The following is a 25,063-nucleotide window of genomic DNA, read 5'->3' as shown; positions in this document are numbered from 1 at the left end:
GACTTTTGGCAATTAACGCACAAGAAATTAGCGCTTTAATTAAAAAGCAAATTGAAAACTTCCAGCCAAACTTTGACGTCACTGAAACTGGTGTCGTTACCTATATCGGTGACGGTATCGCACGTGCTCGTGGTCTTGATAATGCCATGAGTGGTGAGTTGCTCGAATTTGAAAATGGTGCCTATGGTATGGCCCAAAACCTTGAAACTAATGATGTTGGTATCATTATCTTGGGGGATTTCGTTGCAATTCGTGAAGGCGATATTGTTAAACGTACTGGAAAAATCATGGAAGTTCCAGTTGGTGAAGCCCTTATTGGTCGTGTAGTAAACCCACTTGGGCAACCAGTTGATGGTCTTGGTGACATCGAAACAACAGGTTTCCGTCCAGTTGAAACACCTGCTCCAGGTGTTATGCAGCGTAAATCAGTTTCTGAACCATTGCAAACTGGTCTTAAGGCCATCGATGCCTTGGTTCCAATTGGACGTGGTCAACGTGAATTGGTTATCGGGGACCGTCAAACTGGTAAAACGTCAGTAGCCATTGATGCAATCTTGAACCAAAAAGGTCAAGATATGATCTGTATCTACGTGGCTATTGGTCAAAAAGAATCAACTGTTCGTACACAAGTAGAAACGCTTCGTAAACATGGTGCTCTTGATTACACAATCGTTGTGACTGCCTCTGCATCACAACCATCACCATTGCTTTACATTGCGCCTTACGCTGGTGTAGCAATGGCCGAAGAGTTTATGTATAACGGCAAACACGTCTTGATTGTTTATGATGATTTATCTAAACAAGCCGTGGCTTATCGTGAACTTTCATTGCTTCTCCGTCGTCCACCAGGTCGTGAAGCCTATCCAGGGGATGTCTTCTATCTCCACTCACGTCTTTTGGAACGTTCAGCTAAGGTTTCAGATGATCTTGGTGGTGGTTCAATCACTGCCTTGCCAATTATCCAAACGCAAGCCGGTGATATCTCAGCTTACATCGCAACAAACGTTATCTCTATCACAGATGGACAAATCTTCTTGCAAGAAAACTTGTTTAACTCAGGTATTCGTCCAGCCATTGATGCGGGTTCTTCTGTATCACGTGTAGGTGGATCAGCGCAAATTAAAGCGATGAAGAAGGTTGCTGGTACACTTCGTCTTGACTTGGCTTCATATCGTGAACTTGAAGCCTTTACGCAATTTGGTTCAGATTTGGATGCTGCGACTCAAGCGAAATTGAACCGTGGTCGTCGTACAATCGAAGTTTTGAAACAACCGCTTCATAAACCACTTCCAGTTGAGAAACAAGTTGTTATCCTTTACGCTTTGACACACGGTTTCTTGGATAGTGTTCCGGTTGATCAAATCTTGGATTTTGAAGAAGCACTTTATGACTACTTTGATAGCCATCACGAAGACATCTTTGAAACTATCCGTAAAACTAAGGATCTTCCTGAGGAATCTGTACTTGATGAAGCTATCCAAGCTTTCAAAGATCAGTCAGAATACAAATAGAAATAGGGAGGACAGCATATGGCAGGCTCTCTAAGAGAAATCCAAGCAAAAATTGCTTCAACTAAGAAAACGAGTCAAATCACAGGAGCCATGCAAATGGTTTCTGCCTCAAAATTGACACGTTCTGAGCAAGCTGCTAAAGATTTCCAAATCTATGCCTCAAAAATTAGACAGATCACAACAGATCTTCTACATTCAGAATTGATTAATGGTTCGTCAAATCCAATGTTGGATGCACGTCCAGTTCGTAAGACAGGTTACATTGTCATTACTTCAGATAAGGGATTGGTTGGAGGTTACAATTCAACAATTCTTAAAGCTGTCTTGGACATGATTAAACGTGACCATGATTCTGAAGATGAATATGCTATCATTTCTATTGGTGGAACAGGGTCTGATTTCTTCAAAGCCCGTAACATGAATGTTGCTTTTGAACTTCGAGGTCTTGAAGATCAACCTAGTTTTGATCAAGTCGGTAAAATCATTTCCAAAGCTGTAGGAATGTATCAAAACGAACTGTTTGATGAACTTTATGTGTGTTACAACCACCACGTCAACAGTCTGACTAGTGAAGTTCGTGTGGAACAAATGCTTCCTATTGCTGATTTGGATCCTAATGAATCTGAAGGTCATGTATTGACCAAATTTGAGTTGGAACCAGATCGTGATACTATTTTGGATCAACTCTTACCACAGTATGCTGAGAGTCTTATCTACGGTGCTATCGTAGATGCCAAAACAGCTGAGCATGCAGCTGGTATGACTGCAATGCAGACTGCCACTGATAATGCTAAGAATGTGATTAACGATTTGACAATCCAATACAACCGTGCGCGTCAAGCTGCCATCACTCAGGAAATCACTGAAATTGTTGGTGGTGCTAGTGCACTTGAATAGCTAAAGATTTGTCTTATTTGACATACAAGAAAAAGGGATGATTGTCATCCAGAAAACTATCATAAGGAGAAAACAATGAGCTCAGGCAAAATTGCTCAGGTTGTTGGTCCTGTTGTAGACGTAGCGTTTGCAGCTGGTGAAAAGCTTCCTGAGATTAACAATGCATTGGTCGTTTACACTGATGAAGAAAAGTCTAAACGTATCGTGCTCGAAGTAGCTCTTGAACTTGGAGAAGGTGTGGTTCGTACCATTGCCATGGAATCTACTGATGGATTGACTCGTGGACTAGAAGTTCTGGACACAGGTCGTCCAATCAGTGTTCCAGTTGGTAAGGATACTCTTGGACGTGTCTTTAACGTCCTTGGTGATACGATTGACTTGGATGCACCTTTTGCAGATGATGCAGAGCGTGAACCAATTCATAAGAAAGCACCAACCTTTGATGAATTGTCAACATCTACTGAAATCCTTGAAACAGGGATTAAAGTTATCGACTTACTTGCCCCTTACCTTAAAGGTGGTAAAGTCGGACTTTTCGGTGGTGCCGGTGTTGGTAAAACCGTTCTTATTCAAGAGTTGATTCACAACATCGCACAAGAGCACGGTGGTATTTCCGTGTTTACAGGTGTTGGTGAACGTACACGTGAAGGTAATGACCTTTACTGGGAAATGAAAGAATCAGGCGTTATTGAGAAAACAGCCATGGTCTTTGGACAAATGAATGAACCACCTGGAGCACGTATGCGTGTTGCCCTTACTGGTTTAACAATTGCGGAATACTTCCGTGATGTCGAAGGTCAAGACGTGCTTCTCTTCATCGATAACATCTTCCGTTTCACTCAAGCAGGTTCTGAGGTTTCTGCCCTTCTTGGTCGTATGCCATCAGCCGTTGGTTATCAACCAACACTTGCTACTGAAATGGGTCAATTGCAAGAACGTATCACATCAACTAAAAAAGGTTCTGTTACATCAATCCAAGCCATTTATGTTCCAGCCGATGACTATACTGACCCAGCGCCAGCTACAGCATTTGCTCACTTGGATTCAACAACTAACCTTGAACGTAAGTTGACTCAAATGGGTATCTACCCAGCCGTTGACCCATTGGCATCAAGTTCACGTGCTCTTTCACCTGAAATTGTTGGTGAAGAACACTATGCTGTTGCGACTGAAGTTCAACGTGTGCTTCAACGTTACCGTGAATTGCAAGATATTATCGCTATCCTTGGTATGGATGAATTGTCAGACGAAGAAAAGACATTGGTTGGACGTGCACGTCGTATCCAATTCTTCTTGTCACAAAACTTCAACGTTGCTGAACAGTTCACAGGTCAACCAGGTTCTTATGTACCAGTTGCTGAAACTGTTCGTAGCTTTAAAGAAATTCTTGAAGGTAAGTATGACAATCTTCCTGAAGATGCCTTCCGTAGCGTAGGCCCAATTGAGGATGTAGTAGCCAAAGCTAAAGAAATGGGCTACTAATGAGGTGAAGATATGGCACAAATGACCGTACAAGTGGTAACTCCAGATGGTCTTAAATACGACCACCACGCCAACTTTATCCATGCGGTTACTAAAGATGGTCAAATTGGTATTTTGCCAGGCCATATTAACTTGATTGCACCACTTGAAGTGGATGAACTCAAGGTTCGTCGTGTGGATGATGAGAACCACGTTGACTGGATTGCCGTAAATGGTGGTATTATTGAAGTCAAAGATGACCTCATTACTATCGTTGCCGATTCAGCTGAACGTGAACGCGACATTGACGTTTCTCGTGCCGAACGTGCCAAGCAACGTGCCGAACGTGACTTGGAAGAAGCAACTAAATCTGATCGTGTTGACGAAGTTCAACGTGCTCAAGTTGCTCTTCGTAGAGCACTTAACCGTATCAGTGTCGGTACTAAATAAGAGTAAAGAAAACGAGACTTTGTTCTCGTTTTTTATATGAGTTAAAAGAGTGCGGTGTTGATTGAAGACTATAGAGCTGTATTAGTAAGAGTTGCATCAAAAAGGATTTATTATAAGGTGATTTGAAAAATTTAATGTTTGAAAACGGTTAATTAAGCTTTTGCTTTAGTTTAAGGTATCAAAGTGTTATAATATAAGCTGTTAGCTTTGTGTTTTTGTAAACTATAGAGTGACGTAATAGAAAGTATGAGTTTTTTAAGATATGAAAATTGAAAAGAAGCATCTTTTGGACTATACCATCTTAATACCTTATTTAATCTTGTCCGTAGTCGGTTTGATTGTGGTATATTCAACGACGAGTGCTCGTTTAGTAAGTTTTGGTGCTAACCCATTTGCATCCGTCATCAACCAAGGATTATTTTGGCTAGTGTCCTTATTTTTTATCTTTTTCATCTATCGGTTGAAATTGAATTTCCTCAGAAAAGATAAAGTTTTAGGAACCGTTATTTTATTTGAAGTTTTTCTCCTGGTTGTTGCTAAGTTTTTTACCAAAGAAATTAACGGTGCTAATGGATGGATTGTACTTGGTCCCTTGTCATTCCAGCCAGCAGAGTACCTTAAGATTATTGTAGTTTGGTTTTTAGCACACACATTTTCAAAGAAACAGTCTGCGATAGAACGCTATGATTATCAGGCCTTAACTAAGAATAGATGGATTCCTAGAAAACGTAGTCAACTTAATGACTGGCGGTATTATTTATTGGTTATGATTGGCTTAGTTGCTATCCAACCTGACTTGGGGAATGCGGCCATTATTGTATTAACAACGGTCATTATGTTCTCAATTTCAGGGGTTGGGTATCGCTGGTTTACAGCTCTTTTTGCTAGTATTGTTGGTCTGTCATCTGCATTTCTGGGACTAATCGCTTTGGTTGGGGTAAAAACCATGTCCAAAGTACCAATCTTTGGTTATGTTGCCAAGCGTTTTGCAGCCTATTTCAATCCTTTTAAGGATTTAACAGGTTCAGGTCTTCAGTTATCCCATTCTTATTATGCTATGAGTAATGGGGGTTGGTTCGGTCTTGGCCTCGGAAATTCAATTGAGAAAACAGGTTATCTACCGGAAGCTACAACTGACTTTGTCTTTTCAATTGTTATCGAAGAATTAGGTCTTATTGGTGCAGGTTTAATCCTTGCTCTGCTTTTCTTCCTCATTCTTCGGATTATGATTGTAGGGGTTAAGGCTAGAAATCCATTTAACTCTATGATGGCTCTTGGCGTCGGATCCCTTTTGCTTATGCAGGTTTTTGTCAATATCGGAGGAATCTCAGGTTTGATTCCATCCACAGGGGTTACCTTCCCTTTCCTTTCACAAGGTGGTAACTCGCTTTTAGTGACATCAGTCGGGATTGCTTTTGTCTTGAATATTGCTGCTAACGAAAAGCGTGACAATATTGTTCAAGCCATTGAAGAAGAGTTGAGCCAGACACAGGAATTAGAAAAACAAGACGAAAAAATAGTACCTCTAAGAAGAAGCCGTTGAAGTTCGGCTTCTTTTTGCATGTAGGTAAAGAAGATAGATGATATATGGGTGTCAGTAATGTAATGGTACGAGAGTATCATCTCTTAATGAAAAATTCATGATGGCTTCTAAATAAAAAGAAAATCTGAAAACCATATAAAATACTTGCAATTCTATGACATTTTGATAGAATAGTAGAGTAAAGTTAGACTGTATTGCCTACTGTCTATCTATAAAATATATTTTATTGGAGGCTTTTCCTAAATGGCAAAAGAAAAATACGATCGTAGTAAACCACACGTTAACATTGGTACAATTGGACACGTTGACCACGGTAAAACTACTTTGACAGCTGCTATCACAACTGTTTTGGCACGTCGTCTTCCAAGCTCAGTCAACACACCAAAAGACTACGCTTCAATCGACGCTGCTCCAGAAGAACGCGAACGCGGTATCACAATCAACACTGCACACGTTGAGTACGAAACTGCTAAACGTCACTACGCTCACATCGATGCGCCAGGACACGCGGACTACGTTAAAAACATGATCACTGGTGCCGCTCAAATGGACGGTGCGATCCTTGTAGTAGCTTCTACTGATGGACCAATGCCACAAACACGTGAACACATCCTTCTTTCACGTCAGGTTGGTGTTAAACACTTGATCGTCTTCATGAACAAAGTTGACTTGGTTGACGATGAAGAATTGCTTGAATTGGTTGAAATGGAAATCCGTGACCTTCTTTCAGAATACGATTTCCCAGGTGATGAAATCCCAGTTATCCAAGGTTCAGCACTTAAAGCTCTTGAAGGTGATACTAAATACGAAGATATCATCATGGAATTGATGGATACTGTTGACGATTACATTCCAGAACCAGAACGTGACACTGATAAACCATTGTTGCTTCCAGTCGAAGATGTATTCTCAATCACTGGTCGTGGTACTGTTGCTTCAGGACGTATTGACCGTGGTGTTGTTCGTGTCAATGACGAAGTTGAAATCGTTGGTATCAAGGAAAAAATCCAAAAAGCAGTTGTTACTGGTGTTGAAATGTTCCGTAAACAACTTGACGAAGGTATTGCCGGTGATAACGTCGGTGTCCTTCTTCGTGGTATCCAACGTGATGAAATTGAACGTGGTCAAGTATTGGCTGCTCCTGGTTCAATCCACCCACACACTAAATTCAAAGGTGAAGTTTACATCCTTTCTAAAGAAGAAGGTGGACGTCACACTCCATTCTTCAACAACTACCGTCCACAGTTCTACTTCCGTACAACTGACGTAACAGGTTCTATCGAACTTCCTGCAGGTACTGAAATGGTTATGCCTGGTGATAACGTGACTATCGATGTTGAATTGATTCACCCAATCGCCGTTGAACAAGGTACAACATTCTCTATCCGTGAAGGTGGACGTACTGTTGGTTCAGGTATCGTATCTGAAATCGAAGCTTAATTAATATTAAGTTCCCAATACAATTATTCGTCAGACAATAATTGAGAGAGTCGAGTTTACTCGGCTCTTTTTGGTTTTTAATTACCTATTTGATCTTCTTTTTATGAAAGTATCTTAGAAGAGAAGCAGTTTTGTAGGTCATTAGTCGGTATGAAGTGGCTATAGTTTTCGGAATTTTCCTAAAATCCTAGTAATAGTAGGGGATTTGTGATAGAATAAACTTGTAAATAAATAGAAGAAGAGGTATGTGAAATGTCACGTAAACCATTTATCGCTGGTAACTGGAAAATGAACAAAAATCCAGAAGAAGCAAAAGCATTTGTTGAAGCTGTAGCATCAAAACTTCCTTCATCTGATCTTGTTGAAGCTGGTATTGCGGCTCCTGCCGTTGACTTGACAGCTGTTCTTGCTGCTGCTAAAGGTTCAAACCTTAAAGTTGCTGCGCAAAACACTTACTTTGAAAATGCTGGTGCCTTCACTGGTGAAACTAGCCCACAAGTTTTGAAAGAAATCGGTACTGACTATGTTGTTATCGGTCACTCAGAACGTCGTGACTACTTCCACGAAACTGATGAAGACATCAACAAAAAAGCAAAAAGCAATCTTTGCTAATGGCATGCTTCCAATCATTTGTTGTGGTGAAACACTTGAAACTTATGAAGCTGGTAAAGCTGCAGAATTCGTAGGTGCTCAAGTTTCAGCTGCTTTGGCTGGTTTGACTGCTGAACAAGTAGCTTCAACAGTTATCGCTTACGAACCAATCTGGCTATCGGTACTGGTAAATCAGCTTCACAAGACGATGCACAAAAAATGTGTAAAGTTGTTCGTGATGTTGTTGCTGCTGACTTCGGTCAAGAAGTTGCTGACAAAGTACGTGTTCAATACGGTGGTTCAGTTAAACCTGAAAACGTTGCAGAATACATGGCTTGTCCAGATGTAGACGGAGCTCTTGTAGGTGGTGCATCACTTCAAGCTGATAGCTTCTTGGCATTGCTTGACTTCGTTAAATAATCTTTTATAAAGTCGAGGTTTCCTCGGCTTTTTCTTATGTCTTGGAAAGTCACGCTGTTGCTATGGATTTCGTATCGGGTGGAGTATGATTGATAGCATTATGCTTTTAACTTGAAAATCAATTTATCTACTGATTTATCACTTAAAGGATCTTTGATTTTTTATAATCAGTTCAATCGTGTTTCCAAAACGTCATTCTATCCATATACAAAAACTGCCACTTTGTAAATCGGATAAATAAGGTCTAGTCATAAATGAACTTAAGCCTTTTCAAATAGAATTGAATTGCCCAAATAGTCAGATAATGTGCTATAATAAAGGCAGTATAACTAGAGCACAGACCCTAAGTGTTTATTTGCTCTGCATTGTCCAAGAAGAGGAGAATTAGAAATCATGACTTTTGATGCTATTGACCAAATGGCGGTCAGCACTATTCGTTCGCTTTCAATTGAGGCTATTCAAGCCGCAAATTCAGGACACCCTGGTCTTCCTATGGGTGCAGCGCCAATGGCCTACGTACTTTGGAACCATGTAATGAATGTTAATCCAAAGACTAGCCGTAATTGGACAAACCGTGACCGTTTTGTCCTTTCTGCAGGTCATGGTTCTGCTTTGCTTTATAGTTTATTGCACCTTTCTGGTTATAAGGTGACAATGGATGATTTGAAAAACTTCCGTCAATGGGAATCTAAGACTCCAGGACACCCTGAAGTTAATCATACTGATGGTGTTGAAGCTACTTCAGGACCTCTTGGTCAAGGGATTGCTAATGCTGTTGGTATGGCCATGGCTGAAGCGCATTTGGCTGCTAAATTCAACAAACCTGATTTTGATATTGTTGACCATTATACTTATGCCCTACATGGCGATGGCTGTTTGATGGAAGGTGTTTCTCAAGAAGCTGCCAGTCTTGCTGGTCACCTTAAACTTGGTAAATTGGTTCTTCTTTACGATTCAAACGATATTTCACTGGATGGTCCAACATCAATGGCTTTCACTGAAGACGTTAAGGCTAAATTTGAAGCTTATGGTTGGCAACACATTCTCGTTAAAGATGGAAATGATTTGGAAGCCATTGCCAAAGCTATTGAAGAAGCTAAAGCAGAAACAGATAAACCGTCTATCATCGAAGTAAAAACTATTATTGGTTATGGAGCTGAAGGACAAGGAACGTCAGCTGTTCACGGAGCACCGATTGGTCAAGAAGGTATTGATCATGCCAAAAGCGTGTACGGCTATGATGCACCTGCCTTCACTGTTCCTGACGAAGTAGCTCGTCGTTTTCAAGCTGGTATTAAGTTCCGTGGTGAAGCTGCTGAAAATGCTTGGCAAACTAAATTTGCTGAATATGAAGTTGCCTACCCAGAGTTAGCTGCTGAATACAAGGCTGCTTTTGCAAATGAGTCAGCAACTGTTGAATTGAACGCTCATGAACTTGGCACAGCTGTAGCTAGTCGTGTGTCAAGCCAACAAGCTATCCAACAAATTTCTGAACAAGTTCCTTCATTCTGGGGTGGTTCTGCAGACCTTTCAGCTTCAAACAATACCATGGTTAAGGCTGAGTCTGATTTCCAAGCAGACAACTATGCTGGACGTAATATCTGGTTTGGTGTGCGTGAATTTGCTATGGCTGCAGCGATGAATGGTATTGCTCTTCATGGTGGTACTCGTGTTTATGGTGGTACTTTCTTCGTCTTCTCAAACTACTTGCTTCCAGCGGTACGTATGGCAGCTCTTCAAAACCTGCCAGTAACTTATGTAATGACACACGACTCAGTAGCAGTTGGTGAAGATGGACCTACTCATGAACCAATCGAACAATTGGCAAGTGTGCGTTCAATGCCTAACCTTAACGTTATCCGTCCTGCAGATGGTAATGAAACTAATGCTGCATGGAAACGTGCTTTGGCTGAGACTGAACGTCCAACAATGCTTGTCTTGACACGTCAAAACTTGCCAGTCCTTGATGGTACAGCTGAAAATGCTGAAGCTGGTGTCAATAAAGGGGCTTATATCATATCAGAAGCTAAAGGTAATCTTGATGGTATCATCATTGCCACTGGTTCTGAGGTGAAATTGGCTCTTGATACACAAGCTGCTCTTGAAGCTGAAGGTATTCATGTTCGTGTCGTATCTATGCCATCACAAAATCTCTTTGATGAACAAGATGCTGCTTATAAAGAAGATGTCCTTCCAGCGGCTGTGACAAAACGTTTGGCTATTGAAGCTGGAACTAGCTTTGGTTGGGGAAAATACGTTGGTCTTGCAGGCAAAACACTTACTATCGATACTTGGGGTGCCTCAGCACCTGGTGACCGTATCTTTAAGGAGTATGGTTTCACTGTTGAAAATGCAAGTCAACTATATAAATCATTGTAAGAAACGAAAGAACTTGGCTAGTCCGAGTTCTTTTTCATGTCAATGTGATGTGATATTACATGGCGCTTGACATTTTGGGAGAGAGTGCTAAAATGACTGTGTTAGCCGATTTAGCTCAGTTGGTAGAGCAACGCACTCGTAACGCGTAGGTCACAGGTTCGATTCCTGCAATCGGCATGGTTTGAAGCATTCGAGATGTGTAATGGGAGTCTTTATAGACTTCTTTTTTAATATAGTTTTCAAAGCTCTATAATAATTTTGGGAATGTTCATTTAAGCTAAAATTTGATAAAATAGAAGATAATAAAAAATAAAGGAAGTATCATGTCAAAAGGGTTATTAATCTCAATAGAAGGGCCAGATGGGGCTGGGAAGAGCTCCGTTTTAGAGGCACTCTTACCTCGTTTAAAAGAAGTTTACCCTGGTCAGGTTATAACGACACGTGAGCCGGGTGGAGTGGCTATTGCAGAGCAAATCCGTGAGGTTATTTTGGATGTAGATAATACGGCTATGGATGCTAAGACAGAGCTCTTGCTCTATATAGCTGCCCGTCGTCAACATCTGGTCGAAAAGGTTCTTCCAGAGCTAGAAAAGGTAATATGGTTATCATGGATCGTTTTATTGATTCATCGGTTGCCTATCAAGGTGCTGGTCGTGGCTTGGATCAGACTGAGATTGCTTGGTTAAATGCCTATGCGACGGATGGTCATAAGCCTGATGTCACTTTGTTGTTTGATGTGGATTCCGAAACTGGCTTGAAACGTATTGCAGCAAATGGTGAGCGTGAAGTTAATCGTTTGGATTTGGAAAAGCTTGATATGCATCAACGTGTTCGTAAAGGTTATTTAGACTTGGCTATGGTCGAACCAGAACGGATCAAGTTGATTGATTCTTCGCAACCCTTTGATAAAGTGATAGAGGATGCTTGGCAAATTATCAAGAGCTATTTGTAAGGAGCAAAATGAAATTAGCTGAAAGTCAGAGCAAGCTGTTCGAAGAATTTTCACAAATTATCAGAGAAAATCGTTTGAGTCATGCCTATCTATTCTCGGGTGATTTCGGAAGTTTCGATATGGCTATTTGGCTGGCACAGAGTCGTTTTTGTCTGACGCCTGAAGATGGTTTACCTTGTGGTAACTGTCGTCCCTGTCGCTTGATTGCACAAGGGGAGTTTTCGGATGTTAAATTGGTGGAACCTCAAGGGCAACTTATTAAGACAGATACGATTCGGCAGTTGACCAGAGAGTTTAGTCAATCAAGTTTTGAAGGACAGGCTCAGGTTTTTATCATTCGTGATGCAGATAAGATGCATGTCAATGCGGCCAATAGTCTTTTGAAGTTTATTGAGGAGCCCCAGAGTCAGATTTACATTTTTCTCTTGACGGCTGATGATAGTCGTATCTTACCGACGATTAAAAGTCGAGCGCAACTCTTTTATTTTCCTAAGAATCGGGCCTATTTGGAGGACTTGTTACAGAGGGAAGGCCTGTTACTTAGTCAAGCTAAGGTCTTGGCAGACTTTGCCAAGGATGAAGCTCAAGCTTTGCACTTGGCTAAGGATAATAAGGCTCTTGATTTGATTAATGCAGTGGAGCGTTTGACACAGTCCTTGCTGGCTAATCAAGATTTGCTTTATTTGGACCTTGCAAAATTGGCTGTTCAGTGTGGTGAAAAATCAGAGCAAGAAATGGTTTGGGATTTCTTAACTTATCAATTGGGGAAGGATATACAAAATCCAAAAGCAAGACGATGGCTTGAATTGGTTTATGAGGCCCGTAACATGTGGCTAGCCAATGTCAGCTTTCAAAATGCATTGGAGTATATGGTATTATCATGACAGAGGTCATTGGAATCAAATTTGAAGAAAATGGAATGGTAGAATACGTCATTCCAGATAGACACTACGCCAAAGATGACTTTGTGGTCGTTTTGGAAAAAGGATAAGCGTTTGGCTCAGGTGGTCGTGGAGAATACTGATTTTCCTGAGGTTAGTCTACCTAATGATCTGAATCGGGTTGAAAGACTAGCTGAGGAGGGGGACTTAGCTAGATATAATGACAACCTTTTGAAGGCTGAAAAGAGTATGGCTGTTGTGGCTGACTTAATTCTTCAAAATCAGCTGGAGATGAAGGTGGTTGATATCGTCTTTCCTTTAAATGGTTCTTATGTGCTGATTAATTTTGTGGCTGAAAAGCGAGTGGATTTCCGTCAGTTACTTAAGGATTTGGCAGCTTATTTTAAAACACGTATTGAGCTCCACCAAATTTCGAGTCGTGAGGAGTCGAAAATTTATGGTGGCTTAGGACCTTGTGGGCGTGCCCTGTGTTGCTCTAGTTTTTTGGGCGAATTCCCACCAGTATCTATTAAAATGGCTAAAAATCAGAGTTTGTCCTTAAATTCTGGTAAGTTGAACGGCCTTTGTGGGCGTCTCATGTGTTGTCTCAGTTATGAAGATGACTTTTACAGAGATAGTAAGGCGAGTTATCCTGATTTAGGTGATGAAATTGAAACCAAGGATGGCAAGGGGCATGTTGTTGCTATTGACGTGATTGCAAGGACTATTAAGGTTGCATTTGATAAGGGGCGTGCTCCCCTAACCTATGGAGTGGAGGAAGTTCAGCTAAATGGAAAAGCGTGAATTGTATGATAAATTTGAAGAATTATCACAAAATTTGATGTCTATGTTGGCAGAAGTTGAGGCAATTAAGGCGAACTTCTCAGGCATTCTTGATGAAAATACAGCTCTTAAGTTGGAAAACGACAAGTTGCGTGAGCACTTGAGTCAAGTGGTTCAAGAAGAAACGGGCACGAAAATGTCTCATGGTAAGGTTAATCTCGAGGCGATTTATGATGATGGCTTCCATATTTGCCCAGATTTTTATGGTCAACGTCGTGATAATAATGAAGCCTGTGGCTTCTGTGCGGAATTGTTGTACGGAGATTAAAGATGCAGGTTCAAAAGAGTTTTAAGGGGCAGTCTCATTATGGTACCCTCTATCTTGTCCCAACTCCTATTGGAAATTTACAGGATATGACCTTTCGCAGTGTTCAAACTCTCAAAGATGTCGATCTTATTTGTGCGGAGGACACGCGCAATACGGGGCTATTACTCAAACATTTTGAGATTGAGACCAAGCAGTATTCTTTTCACGAGCATAATGCTTATGAGAAAATTCCGGATTTATTGGAGCGCTTGAAGTCAGGGCTTTCCCTGGCTCAGGTCTCAGATGCTGGTATGCCTTCCATTTCTGATCCTGGACATGATTTGGTTAAAGCTGCTATTGCTGAGGATATTCCTGTGGTGGCCTTACCTGGTGCATCAGCTGGGATTACAGCCTTGATTGCCAGTGGTTTGGCACCTCAGCCTCATATTTTTTATGGCTTTCTTCCTCGTAAAAAGGGTCAGCAGCTTGATTTCTTCAAGGGAAAACGGTCTTATCCTGAGACGCAGATTTTCTATGAGTCACCTTATCGTGTAGCTGATACTCTTGAAAATATGCGTGAGGTTTATGGCAATCGTCAGCTGACTCTAGTTCGAGAACTGACCAAGCTTTACGAAGAATACCAGCGAGGTAGCATCTCCGAAATTTTGGATTATATTGCAACAAATCCTCTCAAGGGGGAATGTTTGCTGATTGTAGCTGGTGCATCGGATGAAGAAAGGGAAGAAAACCTGACATCAGATGTTACTCCAATTGAGGCTGTTGAAGCTTTAATTGCTTCCGGTATGAAGCCTAATCAAGCTATAAAAACGGTTGCCAAAGAGCGAAAACTAAATAGACAAGAGCTTTATAATCTCTTTCATGGGGTCTAAGAAGCTCTTTTTTTGTGGCGACATAAGATGTCAGAAAAGAAAGAATTATCAAAAAATTCCATAAATAAACTTGTAGACTCTTTATTTTTGTGTTATATTATCTAACATAAAAAATAATTCCTTTGGATTGGAGTGGTTTCATGGATACAGGTAGTAGTGCCTTTATATTGATATGTTCAGCCATGGTGTGCCTGATGACACCAGCTTTGGCCTTCTTCTATGGTGGCCTTGGGCGTCGAAAAAATGTCATTAATACCATGATGATGTCTGTTCTTCCCTTAGCAATTGCTTCCCTCTTGTGGGTTGTTGCTGGTTATTCACTTTCTTTTGGGGGGCATGGCTATTTCTTTGGGAATATTAGTCATCTCTTTTTACACGGTGTCTCTGAAACGGCTTCAAGTCGTGGTCTAGCCATTCCTGATCTCTTATTTGCAGCCTTTCAGATGATGTTTTCCATTATCTGTGTGGCGATTTTGACAGGTTCAGTAGTAGGGCGTATGCGCTTTACCCCTTTAGCTATTTTTGTAGTCTTTTGGCTACTTTTGGTCTATTATCCTTTTGCACATATGGTATGGGGAGACGGAATTCTTGCCAAGTGGGGGACAATTGACTTTGCGGGTGGTGATGTGGTCCACATTACTTCTGGTGTTTCAGCCTTGGTTTTGGCAATTGTTGTTGGGAAACGTCGTGACTATGGCATTCTAGAGCACCGTCCTCATAATGTTCCTTTTGTTCTGTTGGGAGCGGGTCTCCTGTGGTTTGGCTGGTTTGGTTTCAATGCAGGCTCAGCCCTAGCAGCCAATGGCTTAGCAGTTCATGCTCTTGTGACCACACATGTTTCTGCAGCAGCTGCCATGTTTTCATGGCTAGCTCTTGAAAAATATGTGACAGGTCATCCATCCTTGGTCGGTGGTTCGACTGGTTTAGTAGCCGGACTTGTTGCCATCACACCTGGAGCTGGTTTCGTTTCCATTTGGAGTGCCATTCTAATTGGAGCTATGGTTAGTCCGGTTTGTTTCTATGCCATTTCTGTCTTGAAAAAACGCTTTGCCTATGATGATGCTTTGGATGCTTTTGGTTGCCACGGTGTCGGAGGAATCTTTGGTGGTTTGGTTACAGCTATTTTTACAACACCAAATCTAGCCCTAGATAAGGCTAATGTTGGACTCATCTATGGGAATGCACGTTTGTTTTTGGTGACAGTTTTGGCCATTATTTTCACAGCTACTTGGTCGGGGCTGGTAACCTATGGTATCATAAAAGTAATTGCCCGTTATATGCCTTTACGTGTCAGTGACCGTGATGAAGCTATTGGTCTTGATGACTGTGAACACAAGGAAACAGCTTATCCAACCTTTATGGGTATGGATTCGTAGGAGGATACTGATGAAAAAATAGAAGCGATTATTCGTTCGGACAAATTGGAAGATTTGAAAAATGCCTTGACTGGTAGTGGTTTAGCCAAGGGAATGACTGTAAGTCAGGTCTTGGGGTATGGAACCCAACGTGGCTTTGCGGAGTTCGTTCGTGGACAACGGATTGTTCCAACCTTATTGGCCAAGGTTAAGGTGGAAATAGTAGTCAAAGACCTGGCAGTTGATGAAGTTGTTGATGCTATCCGTGGTGCTGTGGCGACTGGTGAAGTCGGTGATGGGAAGATTTTTATTGTTCCTATTGATGATGTCATTCGTATTCGTACTGGCGAACGGGGTGGAGACGCTATTTAATGTCATATTGGATTAGGGCTTAAACCAGTTGGTTTGGGCCTTTTTTGTTGATTTTTGGTATACTAAAAGAGATTATTAAGGATGGAGGGGGTGACTGATTGGCAAAAGGAAAAAGAAAAGCAGGTCGAAATCTAAATTTAAGAAGACTAAGAAGAAAAAGAAGTCTTTTCTGCTTTTTCCTAGAGTTTTACAGAAATGGAGCCTGATCATTATTGGCTTACTTGCTTTGCTGGGGCTTCTAGCTAGTTTGAATTTTCCAAAGTTGACAATGGAAAAGAATATGACGTCTACAGATGAGACGACAGTTGCTTTTATTGCTGAGATTGGAGAGACTTCACGCTATTTAGCAGCGAAAAACGATCTTTATGCCTCAGTCATGATTGCCCAGGCCATCCTAGAATCGGACTCGGGACAGTCACAATTAAGTCAAAAGCCTTCCTACAATTTCTTTGGAATTAAAGGAGAATACAATGGTCAAAGTGTAACGCTACCGACCTGGGAGGATGATGGTAAGGGAAATCCCTACCATATCGATGCTGCCTTTCGTTCCTATGGCTCCGTTGAGAATTCGCTGCAGGACTATGTGGACTTTCTCGAGGGAAGCTACTATGTGGGAGTGCACCGCTCCAAAACGAGAAGCTATAAAGATGCAACAGCGGCCCTAACAGGCGTTTATGCCACTGACACGACTTATGGTGATAAGTTGAACAGCATCATTGAACAATATCAGTTAACTATTTATGACACTTATTAGAGTCAAAGGAGAATAAGAAGAATATGAATCAGAACCAAGTGAAACTCATTGCCATTGATATGGATGGTACACTCTTAGATAGTCAAAAAGAGATACCTGTAGAAAACATTCAGGCTATTCAGGAAGCCGCTGCGGCAGGTATTAAGATTGTCCTTTGTACGGGTCGTCCACGTTCAGGCATTGTTCCCCATTTTGAAAAATTGGGTCTTAGTGAAGAAGAGTACATTATCATGAACAACGGTTGTTCGACCTATGAAACTAAAAATTGGACCCTGCTTCAATATGAAAGCTTATCTCATACGGAGTTGGAAGACCTTTTTCAAGTGAGTAAGGATTTTCCAGACGTAACTCTAACCTTGACAGGTGAAAAAACCTACTATGTTGTTGGTAATGAAGTGCCTGATTTAGTTGCCTATGATGCTGGGACAGTCTATATGGTGGCTGAGGCCAAATCTTTGGAAGAAATTTTTGCGGAAGGTCAGGTCATTTTTGAAGCCATGTATATGGCGGAATCTAAACCGCTTGATGACTTCCAAAATGCCATGGAAGAAAGTCTTAGTAAGTGCTATAGTACGGTTCGCAGTCAAGACTATATCTTTGAAATTATGCCACAAGGAGCAACCAAGGCCAGTGGACTGAAGCATTTAGCTGAAAAGTTGGGGATTGATTCCGAACAAATTATGGCTTTGGGAGATGCTGCTAATGATATTGAGATGCTTGAATTTGTTGGTCAGAGCGTTGCCATGGGAAATGCTAGTGATGACATCAAGTCTTTGAGTAAATATGTAACCTTGACAAATGATCAGGCAGGTGTGGCCCACGCTATTCGTACTTGGGCTTTATAAGAAAAAAGACCTTTAGCTTTTATCTGCTAAAGGTTTTTCGATTTCGGATAATGGCAATGAGAGTGGTTAGCGTGATGGTGATGTCTGTGATGGCAGCGGGATAGGCCTTAATGGTCAAATCGTATATTAGCCAGAGTAACATATTCTCAATAATGACCCAGCGAAGCCACTGAAGGTTTCGTGTGATGGCGATGGCTAGACTATAAGAAACTGAAGAGATAATCGGCAAATAGCCAATAAGTCCAAGCTGATTGAGATAGGATCCTACGATGATTTGAATAATGATGAGGATGGTTAAGATAGTCTTGGTCATCTTCTTTTTGACCATCAGGCTATTTCGAATGATGGAAATACTGATGGTTAAAGCTCCAGTATAGCCACCCAATAAGAGGTTGGCAGTGGCAGTGAAAATGTAGTCGGTAATTTGCCAGACGAGCATCTTATTTTTTGATTTTGCAAAAGAGGATATGGCGACACAGAGAGCTCCGATGGCTGAGAATACTTGTGCTAGAAGGTAGATTGTCATGATGTCACTTCCAATTTTTGCCTTTATTATATCACAAGAAAGAAGGATTTATTTCAAGAATATTTATCGGTTATTTATAAGTCCCGAAAGATGTAGTAGTAACTGAAAAAACATCGCCAACGGATGATGGTACTGCTATGGTAGTTTTCATTTATGGAATTCTCAAAACACTGCTAGTAATGTTTTTCGATTGCCTTTGCTTGAAACCTGGTGACAAGTATCAAAGAAAAAACAGTATATTCGAGACAGACGTTAATGGATTTCTGATATGAGTAATAGTGGTGTTAGACATCATGAACATGAGAGTTAAATGAGATATCTAAGAAGGTCAGATTTTCTTGGTTTCTTTCTATTATTTTGAGGAAAAGCCTTGTTTATTCCCTAATAAATAGATACAATAGAAAGGTCGGTTTTACCGAAAATTTTTGAATAATGAGGACAAAAATGTGTCAGTAAATTGGCAAGATATTGTGTTTTCTTTCCTCGGTGGTTTGGGACTCTTCCTTTTCAGTATTAAGTACATGGGGGATGGTCTTCAACAGGCAGCCGGTGATAAGTTACGCTTTTACATCGATAAGTATACCAGTAATCCTTTTTTAGGGGTCTTGATTGGTATTGTCATGACGGCCTTGATTCAGTCAAGTTCAGGGGTAACCGTTATCGTCGTAGGTCTGGTTTCGGCAGGACTTTTGAGTCTTCGTCAGGCTATTGGAATTGTCATGGGGGCAAATATCGGGACAACCGTAACTTCCTTCATGATTGGTTTCAAGCTAGGTGATTATGCCCTTCCGGTGCTTTTCATTGGGGCGGCGCTTCTCTTCTTTACGAGTAATAAGAAGCTCAACAACCTAGGTCGTATCTTGTTTGGTGTGGGTGGAATCTTCTTTGCCCTTAACCTGATGGGAGATGCGGTAGAGCCTTTGAAGTCAGTCACAGCCTTTAAAGACTACTTGGCAACTTTAGGTGACCGCCCAATCATGGGAGTCATCATTGGTGCTGGTTTGACCATGTTGATTCAGTCTTCGGCAGCTACCATTGGTATTCTTCAGAGCCTTTATTCAGGTGGCTTGCTTGATCTGCAAGGTGCCCTTCCAATCCTCTTCGGGGACAATATCGGAACAACTATAACGGCGGTTCTTGCGGCTCTTGGTTCCAACATTGCGGCTAAACGTGTAGCAGGAGCTCACGTACTCTTTAATGTCATTGGAACGGTCTTGTGTTTGATTCTCTTGGTGCCATTCACAGCTTTAATTCAATGGTTCAAGTCTGTACTTGGTTTGACACCAGAGATGACAATTGCCTTTGCCCACGGTACTTTCAACATTGCTAATACAATTGTTCAGTTCCCATTCATCGGAGTTTTAGCTTACTTGGTAACTAAGATCATCCCTGGTGAGGACGAAGTTAATAAGTACAAAGCACTTTATTTGGACCGTTTGCTTATCACGCAAGCACCAGCCATTGCCCTTGGTAATGCCAAGAAAGAATTGGTGCATTTGGCGTCATATGCTATCCAGTCTTTGGAAGCTTCATATGCTTTCTTTGATAAGGGAGATGAAAAATACTTTGACAAGGTTGAAAAATATGAAACAGCTGTTAATAGTATTGACGAAGAGTTGACAACTTACTTGATTGATATTTCTAACGAGTCACTTAGTGTTTCTGAAAATGAAATCTTGGCAAGTGTCCTGGATTCTGTTCGTGACTTGGAACGTATTGGTGACCTTGCAGTCGCTAGTGCTAGTCTTTCACAACACATTCATAGCAAGGGAATTGAATTCTCTGAAACAGCCAAGGCGGAACTTGCGGATGTCTATAACCGTACTCATCGTATTATACTTGACAGTATTCGTGTCGTTGTGGACGATGATAAGGTGCTTGCTGGTCAAGTTATCCTCCGTCATGAAGAGTTGGAAAAACTTGCAAAACAATTGCGTAAGATTCATACCAAACGCCTTAATAATGGTGAATGTACTGCGCAGGCAGGTATCAACTATGTTGATTACTTATCGCATTACACACGTATCGCAGACCATGCCATTAACCTTGTTGAAAAGGTTACAGAAGGTGTGATTTAATATGGAAAGTCGAGAACATTTCTCGGCTTTTTTTGATATAATGAAGGCGTATTGAGAACATAGAAAATTGATGAGAGGTAGTCCTATGACTTATTATATTGCAGCCAAACGATTTTATTTTGATCATAAGGTCAAAGAAGGTGGCTACTTAGCAGTCACAGATGGTCGTTTTGCTGAGTGGACAAAAAAGGCACCAGAAGGTGCAGAGGTGCTAGATTACAGTGACTATCAAATTGCTCCTGGTCTTGTGGACACCCACATTCACGGCTTTGCGGGTTATGATGTTATGGACAATTCGGCGGAAAGTCTCTTAGGTATGAGTCAGGCCTTGCCTTCAGCAGGTGTGACCTCTTTCTTGCCAACAGCCTTGACCGCACCATTTGAGGAGTTGAAGGCTATTTGTCAAACGATAGCTGAGACAGCTGGTAAGGAAAGAGGCGCAAAAATTCAAGGACTCTTCTTTGAAGGGCCTTATTTCACTGAAACCTACAAGGGTGCTCAAAATCCAAAATACATGGGCAATCCAAGCCTTGAACAGTTGCAAGCCTGGCAAGAAGCGGCTCAAGGAAAGTTAATCAAATTGGCCTTGGCTCCTGAGCGTGAAGGAGTGGATGATTTTATTAAAGAAGCGACTAAACAAGGTGTGACAATTGCCTTGGGACATTCCAATGCTACTTATGAAGAAGCCGTGGCAGCAGTGGAAGCTGGTGCTTCAGTCTGGGTTCACGTTTACAATGGGATGCGTGGCTTTAGTCACCGTGAGCCTGGTATGGTTGGTGCAGCCTTTGATAGTCCAGATACTATTGGTGAATTGATTGCGGATGGGCACCATGTTCTACCAGCTGCCTGTAGCGTCCTTATCAAGCAGAAGACGCCTCAAAATGTTGCCTTGATTACAGACTGCATGTCTGCAGGAGGACGTCCCGATGGCGACTATATGCTGGGTGAGCTTCCTGTTATTGTGGAAAATGGCACGGCACGCCTTAAGGAAGGTGGTAACCTGGCTGGTTCTATCCTACAACTTAAAGATGGTGTCAAGCACGTCGTTGATTGGGGTCTGGTGACGGTTGCTCAAGCTTTACAAATGGCGAGTCATGTTCCAGCTAAGTCTGTTGGCCTTGAAAATGTTTGTGGTAGTCTTAAAGCTGGTCTAGCAGCCGATTTCATCGTTTTAGATGACTCTTTGGAGTTACAAGCAACCTTTATCGATGGTCGTAAAGCTTGGGAAAAGTAATGGTCTAAGCAGTGCTTTTATATAAGGGTGCTGTTTTTTCTTATTTTTTACAGAATTGTAACAGTAAAGGTGTAAAATAGAAATACTTTTTATTTTTACAGGAGGTAATATGTCAAAACGTATTTGGAGCATTGCTCTGGCCTATGTCGGTGTAATGATTGGCGCAGGAGTATCTTCAGGACAGGATCTCTTGCAGTATTTTGTCAGCTTTGGAGCCTGGGGTCTGATAGGTGTTATTGTCCTAGGAGTTCTACATGTTGGTTTTGGCCGTTTGATGATTGCTCTGGGAAGCTATTATCAATCGGACGATCATTCGGTCGTTCTTGCTGAAATTAGTCATCCTGTTATATATCGCATTTTGGATATTGCGCTCATTATCACCTGCTTTATCTTTGGTTTTGTGATGACGGCTGGTGCAGGAGCCAATTTGAATCAACAATTTGGCATGCCATTTTGGGTAGGAGCTTTTCTCTGTACGGCCTTGACTATTGTGGTCAGCTTTTTAGATTTCAAAAAATCATCGGAGTTATCGGAGTCTTTACCCCTATGATTTTGGTAATGATTGCTGTTATCTTTATGACCAATGTTTTAGGGCGCCACTGGGATTTTGAAGAGATGAATAGGATTTCACAAACTATTCAATCCCCCTTCCCAAGCGTTTGGATGTCTGTCGTCAACTATTTTGCTGTTTGTGTCATGTCTGCCATCGCTATGGCCTTCGTTATGGGAGGCTCCATTTTCAAAATTAATGAAGCTGAAAAGAGTGGTGCCTGGGGTGGCTTCATGGTTGGTGTGATTTTCTTTATCACGACCCTGATTCTTTTTGCTAATAGTGACAAGGTCGTCAAGTCAGATGTGCCTATGTTGGCTATTGCTAAGGAAGTTAATCCTATCTTTGCAACCCTCTATGCTTTCGTGATTTTTGGTTTGATTTTCAATACTGTTTTTAGTCTCTATTATGCTCTAGGCAAACGCTTTGCAGCTGGTAGTGAAAAACGGTTCAAGTTTTTTGTGACTGCTTTTTCTCTCAGTGGTTTCCTTGTATCCTTTATGGGTTTTCGTCAATTGGTCGCAGTCATGTATCCCGTTATCGGTTATATGGGATTACTGATGTTGGTTGTCTTGGTTGTCGCAAGTTATCGTAAAAAAGCAAAGATTCGCAAGGAAAAAGAAATCCGAAATCATCTTTTAGCTATTGTCGAGAAAGCTTATGATCCTGATCAAGATTTAACGCCTCAGGACAAGGAAAAGGCAGAACAACTTCGAGATGCCTCAATTATTGACAATCAAACACTCCGTGAGGATTCCCATGCTCAGGTTCGTCAGGAATTGGGGATTGATGAGAAGTAGAATTAGAATTCTATTTTACAAGTTTATCTATTTCTGCTATAATACTGACAAGAAAGAAAGGCTTATGGCGTTTTTCTAGCGAGCTTGGGATAGTGAAAGCCAAGTAGGGCAAAGTAAGCAAGTGGCGCTTTCTCTTAGCAAAGAGCTGAGTAAAGTAAAATACAATGAAGTAATAAATTAGGGTGGAACCGCGTTTCTGACGCCCCTAGTCGCAAGGCTTGGGTGTTGAAATTCGGTTCTTTTTGAATTTGTCTAATGCCTAAGTAGAAAGGAGTACAATGCTTAAAGGATCTTGTTTATGTAAAGCAGTGACTTACACTCTAGATGAGGAATTATCTGAATTAGTTTTTTGTCACTGTTCATTCTGTCGGAAAGCAACTGCGTCTGCCTATACAGTTAATGCTAAAGTTAGCAGTAAAAATCTAGTATTGCATGGAAAAGAAAAGCTTGTTTCCTATAGTTCTTCTCCAGGAAAACAGCGTTATTACTGTCAGAACTGTCATAGTCAAATTTTCACTGTTCAAGAAAATATACCAGAAGTCTGTGCTTTGAAATTAGGTACAATAGATGAATGCGATCAGAATTTACAAACTGTTCCTAAACGTCATATTTTTCAGGATCCAGCTTTTTCTTGGTTGCTTGATAAATAAACCTAAAAAGATAATATAAATTAAGGAGTATTCAATGTCTAAAAACTAACCTTCCACTGCGTCAGTGGCAGAGACCTCCTTACAGTCGGACTGTCCCACGCTCAGCGCTAGGGTGCCTGAGCTAGACGCAGTACTAACTCGTCTTGCCTTGTATAATCGACGTGGCAGACTCGTGTCGCAAGAAATTAGAGAAAAAGGAGTAAATAATGTCTAAAAACTAACTTTCCAGGAAATTATCCTTACTTTGCAACAATACTGGAATGACCAGGGTTGTATGCTCATGCAGGCTTATGATAATGAAAAGGGTGCGGGAACTATGAGTCCTTATACTTTCCTTCGTGCCATTGGGCCTGAACCATGGAATGCGGCTTATGTAGAGCCATCTCGTCGTCCAGCTGATGGTCGTTACGGGGAAAACCCAAATCGTCTCTACCAACACCACCAATTCCAAGTGGTTATGAAACCTTCTCCATCAAACATCCAAGAGCTCTACCTTGAGTCATTGGAAAAATTGGGGATTAATCCTTTAGAACACGATATCCGTTTTGTTGAAGATAACTGGGAAAACCCATCAACTGGTTCGGCTGGTCTTGGTTGGGAAGTTTGGCTTGACGGTATGGAAATCACTCAGTTCACCTACTTCCAACAAGTTGGTGGATTGGCAACTGGTCCGGTAACTTCTGAAGTTACTTACGGATTGGAACGTTTGGCTTCTTACATTCAAGAAGTAGACTCTGTTTACGATATTGAGTGGGCTCCAGGCGTTAAATATGGAGAAATCTTCCTTCAACCAGAATATGAACACTCAAAATACAGCTTTGAAGTTTCTGACCAAGATATGCTTCTGGAAAACTTCGAAAAATTTGAAAAAGAAGCAGGACGTGCTTTGGAATTGGGCCTTGTTCACCCTGCCTATGACTACGTTTTGAAATGTTCACACACCTTCAACTTGCTAGATGCTCGTGGAGCAGTATCCGTTACAGAACGTGCCGGTTACATTGCCCGCATCCGTAACTTGGCCCGTGTCGTAGCCAAGACCTTCGTCGCAGAACGTAAGAAACTCGGTTACCCACTTCTTGACGAAGCCACACGCGCCAAACTCCTAGCAGAAGAGGAAGAATAAAAAGAGTATTAGAAATAAAAAGGGCGAACCTAGTGAGCCCATATGGCTACCCAGAGGCAAGTTAAAGACTTGCTAAGGGGATAGGCACCACTGTACTGGTATATGGGGATTTTTGAAACCTTAGGTTCAAAAATCAGTTGGTTAAATCCACTTTGATGAGACTGTTGGAAATCTATATCAAGGAGATAAAAGATTTCCCTACAGACTCACAAAGTTAGTTAGCGACGTCCCCAGTACCTAAGGCGCCTATCAAAAAGAAGAAGATGCAAAG

19 protein-coding genes, 1 tRNA gene and 4 pseudogenes are annotated in these 25,063 nt (G+C 41.4%); 23 read left to right on the top strand and 1 reads right to left on the bottom strand.

Annotated elements, in window-relative coordinates:
* The first annotated feature begins 5 nt into the window (after window positions 1-5).
* The 18 genes and pseudogenes from atpA (at window position 6) to HSISS2_RS05995 (ending at window position 17,831) form a co-directional block, all read left to right on the top strand.
* Entirely contained in the window at window positions 6-1,511 is a 1,506-nt protein-coding gene (gene atpA, locus HSISS2_RS06080; RefSeq protein ID WP_021145889.1) for a F0F1 ATP synthase subunit alpha, read from the top strand.
* Window positions 1,512-1,529: 18 nt separating this feature from the next.
* Window positions 1,530-2,408, top strand: a complete 879-nt coding sequence (locus HSISS2_RS06075; protein ID WP_002887573.1) for a F0F1 ATP synthase subunit gamma — start codon at window positions 1,530-1,532, stop codon at window positions 2,406-2,408.
* Window positions 2,409-2,483: 75 nt separating this feature from the next.
* Window positions 2,484-3,890 (top strand): F0F1 ATP synthase subunit beta, encoded by a 1,407-nt coding sequence (gene atpD / locus HSISS2_RS06070; protein WP_002887574.1) that lies wholly within the window; start codon window positions 2,484-2,486, stop codon window positions 3,888-3,890.
* A 12-nt stretch (window positions 3,891-3,902) separates the two neighbouring features.
* Window positions 3,903-4,319, top strand: a complete 417-nt coding sequence (locus tag HSISS2_RS06065; RefSeq protein ID WP_002887575.1) for a F0F1 ATP synthase subunit epsilon — start codon at window positions 3,903-3,905, stop codon at window positions 4,317-4,319.
* A 262-nt stretch (window positions 4,320-4,581) separates the two neighbouring features.
* Window positions 4,582-5,862, top strand: coding sequence for an FtsW/RodA/SpoVE family cell cycle protein (locus HSISS2_RS06060; RefSeq protein WP_021145888.1), 1,281 nt, complete (start codon window positions 4,582-4,584; stop codon window positions 5,860-5,862).
* A 243-nt stretch (window positions 5,863-6,105) separates the two neighbouring features.
* A complete protein-coding gene (gene tuf, locus HSISS2_RS06055; RefSeq protein WP_002887576.1) occupies window positions 6,106-7,302 on the top strand; it encodes an elongation factor Tu in 1,197 nt (398 codons plus the stop codon).
* 252 nt (window positions 7,303-7,554) lie between these two features.
* Window positions 7,555-8,313: pseudogene (gene tpiA, locus HSISS2_RS06050) on the top strand (triose-phosphate isomerase).
* A gap of 393 nt (window positions 8,314-8,706) precedes the next feature.
* Complete coding sequence (tkt, locus tag HSISS2_RS06045; protein WP_021145885.1) at window positions 8,707-10,692, top strand: transketolase; 1,986 nt, start codon at window positions 8,707-8,709, stop codon at window positions 10,690-10,692.
* Between the two features lie 104 nt (window positions 10,693-10,796).
* A tRNA-Thr gene (locus HSISS2_RS06040) sits at window positions 10,797-10,869 on the top strand.
* Window positions 10,870-11,015: 146 nt separating this feature from the next.
* A pseudogene (gene tmk / locus HSISS2_RS06035) lies at window positions 11,016-11,644 on the top strand (dTMP kinase).
* Between the two features lie 8 nt (window positions 11,645-11,652).
* Window positions 11,653-12,528: a DNA polymerase III subunit delta' gene (locus HSISS2_RS06030; RefSeq protein WP_021145882.1), complete on the top strand. Its 876-nt coding sequence runs from the start codon at window positions 11,653-11,655 to the stop codon at window positions 12,526-12,528.
* A pseudogene (gene ricT / locus HSISS2_RS06025) lies at window positions 12,525-13,329 on the top strand (regulatory iron-sulfur-containing complex subunit RicT). The gene HSISS2_RS06030 and the pseudogene ricT overlap by 4 nt, the downstream one beginning before the upstream one ends.
* Window positions 13,316-13,636: a DNA replication initiation control protein YabA gene (yabA, locus tag HSISS2_RS06020; protein WP_002887582.1), complete on the top strand. Its 321-nt coding sequence runs from the start codon at window positions 13,316-13,318 to the stop codon at window positions 13,634-13,636. Before ricT ends, yabA begins: the two are co-directional and overlap by 14 nt.
* Window positions 13,637-13,638: 2 nt before the next feature.
* Window positions 13,639-14,505: a 16S rRNA (cytidine(1402)-2'-O)-methyltransferase gene (gene rsmI / locus HSISS2_RS06015; protein ID WP_021145880.1), complete on the top strand. Its 867-nt coding sequence runs from the start codon at window positions 13,639-13,641 to the stop codon at window positions 14,503-14,505.
* 140 nt (window positions 14,506-14,645) lie between these two features.
* Window positions 14,646-15,881: an ammonium transporter gene (locus HSISS2_RS06010; RefSeq protein ID WP_021145879.1), complete on the top strand. Its 1,236-nt coding sequence runs from the start codon at window positions 14,646-14,648 to the stop codon at window positions 15,879-15,881.
* Window positions 15,882-15,926: 45 nt separating this feature from the next.
* Entirely contained in the window at window positions 15,927-16,232 is a 306-nt protein-coding gene (locus tag HSISS2_RS06005) for a P-II family nitrogen regulator (protein ID WP_021145878.1), read from the top strand.
* A 97-nt stretch (window positions 16,233-16,329) separates the two neighbouring features.
* The gene (locus HSISS2_RS06000; protein ID WP_042767040.1) at window positions 16,330-16,986 is read left to right on the top strand and encodes a glycoside hydrolase family 73 protein; all 657 of its coding nucleotides are present in this window, start codon (window positions 16,330-16,332) and stop codon (window positions 16,984-16,986) included.
* A gap of 23 nt (window positions 16,987-17,009) precedes the next feature.
* Complete coding sequence (locus HSISS2_RS05995; RefSeq protein ID WP_021145876.1) at window positions 17,010-17,831, top strand: Cof-type HAD-IIB family hydrolase; 822 nt, start codon at window positions 17,010-17,012, stop codon at window positions 17,829-17,831.
* Window positions 17,832-17,850: 19 nt separating this feature from the next.
* Here HSISS2_RS05995 and HSISS2_RS05990 read toward each other — a convergent pair whose 3' ends face one another.
* On the bottom strand, window positions 17,851-18,357 hold the full coding sequence (locus HSISS2_RS05990) for a YgjV family protein (protein WP_008533980.1): 507 nt from the start codon (window positions 18,355-18,357) through the stop codon (window positions 17,851-17,853).
* Between the two features lie 446 nt (window positions 18,358-18,803).
* Here HSISS2_RS05990 and HSISS2_RS05985 point away from each other — a divergent pair, with 446 nt between their 5' ends.
* From HSISS2_RS05985 to glyQ, 5 genes and pseudogenes are all read left to right on the top strand, one after another.
* A complete protein-coding gene (locus HSISS2_RS05985) occupies window positions 18,804-20,435 on the top strand; it encodes a Na/Pi cotransporter family protein (RefSeq protein ID WP_021145875.1) in 1,632 nt (543 codons plus the stop codon).
* 85 nt (window positions 20,436-20,520) lie between these two features.
* Entirely contained in the window at window positions 20,521-21,669 is a 1,149-nt protein-coding gene (gene nagA, locus HSISS2_RS05980) for an N-acetylglucosamine-6-phosphate deacetylase (protein ID WP_021145874.1), read from the top strand.
* 109 nt (window positions 21,670-21,778) lie between these two features.
* A pseudogene (locus HSISS2_RS12200) lies at window positions 21,779-23,019 on the top strand (hypothetical protein).
* A gap of 278 nt (window positions 23,020-23,297) precedes the next feature.
* Complete coding sequence (locus HSISS2_RS05970) at window positions 23,298-23,669, top strand: GFA family protein (RefSeq protein ID WP_042767039.1); 372 nt, start codon at window positions 23,298-23,300, stop codon at window positions 23,667-23,669.
* A gap of 232 nt (window positions 23,670-23,901) precedes the next feature.
* On the top strand, window positions 23,902-24,792 hold the full coding sequence (gene glyQ / locus HSISS2_RS05965; RefSeq protein ID WP_042767038.1) for a glycine--tRNA ligase subunit alpha: 891 nt from the start codon (window positions 23,902-23,904) through the stop codon (window positions 24,790-24,792).
* The last annotated feature ends 271 nt before the right edge of the window (window positions 24,793-25,063 follow it).

Source organism: Streptococcus sp. HSISS2, from assembly GCF_000448665.1.
Lineage (GTDB): Bacteria > Bacillota > Bacilli > Lactobacillales > Streptococcaceae > Streptococcus > Streptococcus raffinosi.
Note: the sequence above shows the minus strand (reverse complement) of the source record. Positions and strands in the feature narration are given on the sequence as shown.

Bases quoted from the DNA above. Each gene is read 5' to 3' on its own strand.
- HSISS2_RS06075 (WP_002887573.1), top strand. From the start codon at position 1,530: ATGGCAGGCTCTCTAAGAGAAATCCAAGCAAAAATTGCTTCAACTAAG.
- atpD (WP_002887574.1), top strand. From the start codon at position 2,484: ATGAGCTCAGGCAAAATTGCTCAGGTTGTTGGTCCTGTTGTAGACGTA.
- HSISS2_RS06065 (WP_002887575.1), top strand. From the start codon at position 3,903: ATGGCACAAATGACCGTACAAGTGGTAACTCCAGATGGTCTTAAATAC.
- HSISS2_RS06060 (WP_021145888.1), top strand. From the start codon at position 4,582: ATGAAAATTGAAAAGAAGCATCTTTTGGACTATACCATCTTAATACCT.
- tuf (WP_002887576.1), top strand. From the start codon at position 6,106: ATGGCAAAAGAAAAATACGATCGTAGTAAACCACACGTTAACATTGGT.
- tkt (WP_021145885.1), top strand. From the start codon at position 8,707: ATGACTTTTGATGCTATTGACCAAATGGCGGTCAGCACTATTCGTTCG.
- HSISS2_RS06030 (WP_021145882.1), top strand. From the start codon at position 11,653: ATGAAATTAGCTGAAAGTCAGAGCAAGCTGTTCGAAGAATTTTCACAA.
- yabA (WP_002887582.1), top strand. From the start codon at position 13,316: ATGGAAAAGCGTGAATTGTATGATAAATTTGAAGAATTATCACAAAAT.
- rsmI (WP_021145880.1), top strand. From the start codon at position 13,639: ATGCAGGTTCAAAAGAGTTTTAAGGGGCAGTCTCATTATGGTACCCTC.
- HSISS2_RS06010 (WP_021145879.1), top strand. From the start codon at position 14,646: ATGGATACAGGTAGTAGTGCCTTTATATTGATATGTTCAGCCATGGTG.
- HSISS2_RS05995 (WP_021145876.1), top strand. From the start codon at position 17,010: ATGAATCAGAACCAAGTGAAACTCATTGCCATTGATATGGATGGTACA.
- HSISS2_RS05990 (WP_008533980.1), bottom strand. From the start codon at position 18,357: ATGACAATCTACCTTCTAGCACAAGTATTCTCAGCCATCGGAGCTCTC.
- nagA (WP_021145874.1), top strand. From the start codon at position 20,521: ATGACTTATTATATTGCAGCCAAACGATTTTATTTTGATCATAAGGTC.
- HSISS2_RS05970 (WP_042767039.1), top strand. From the start codon at position 23,298: ATGCTTAAAGGATCTTGTTTATGTAAAGCAGTGACTTACACTCTAGAT.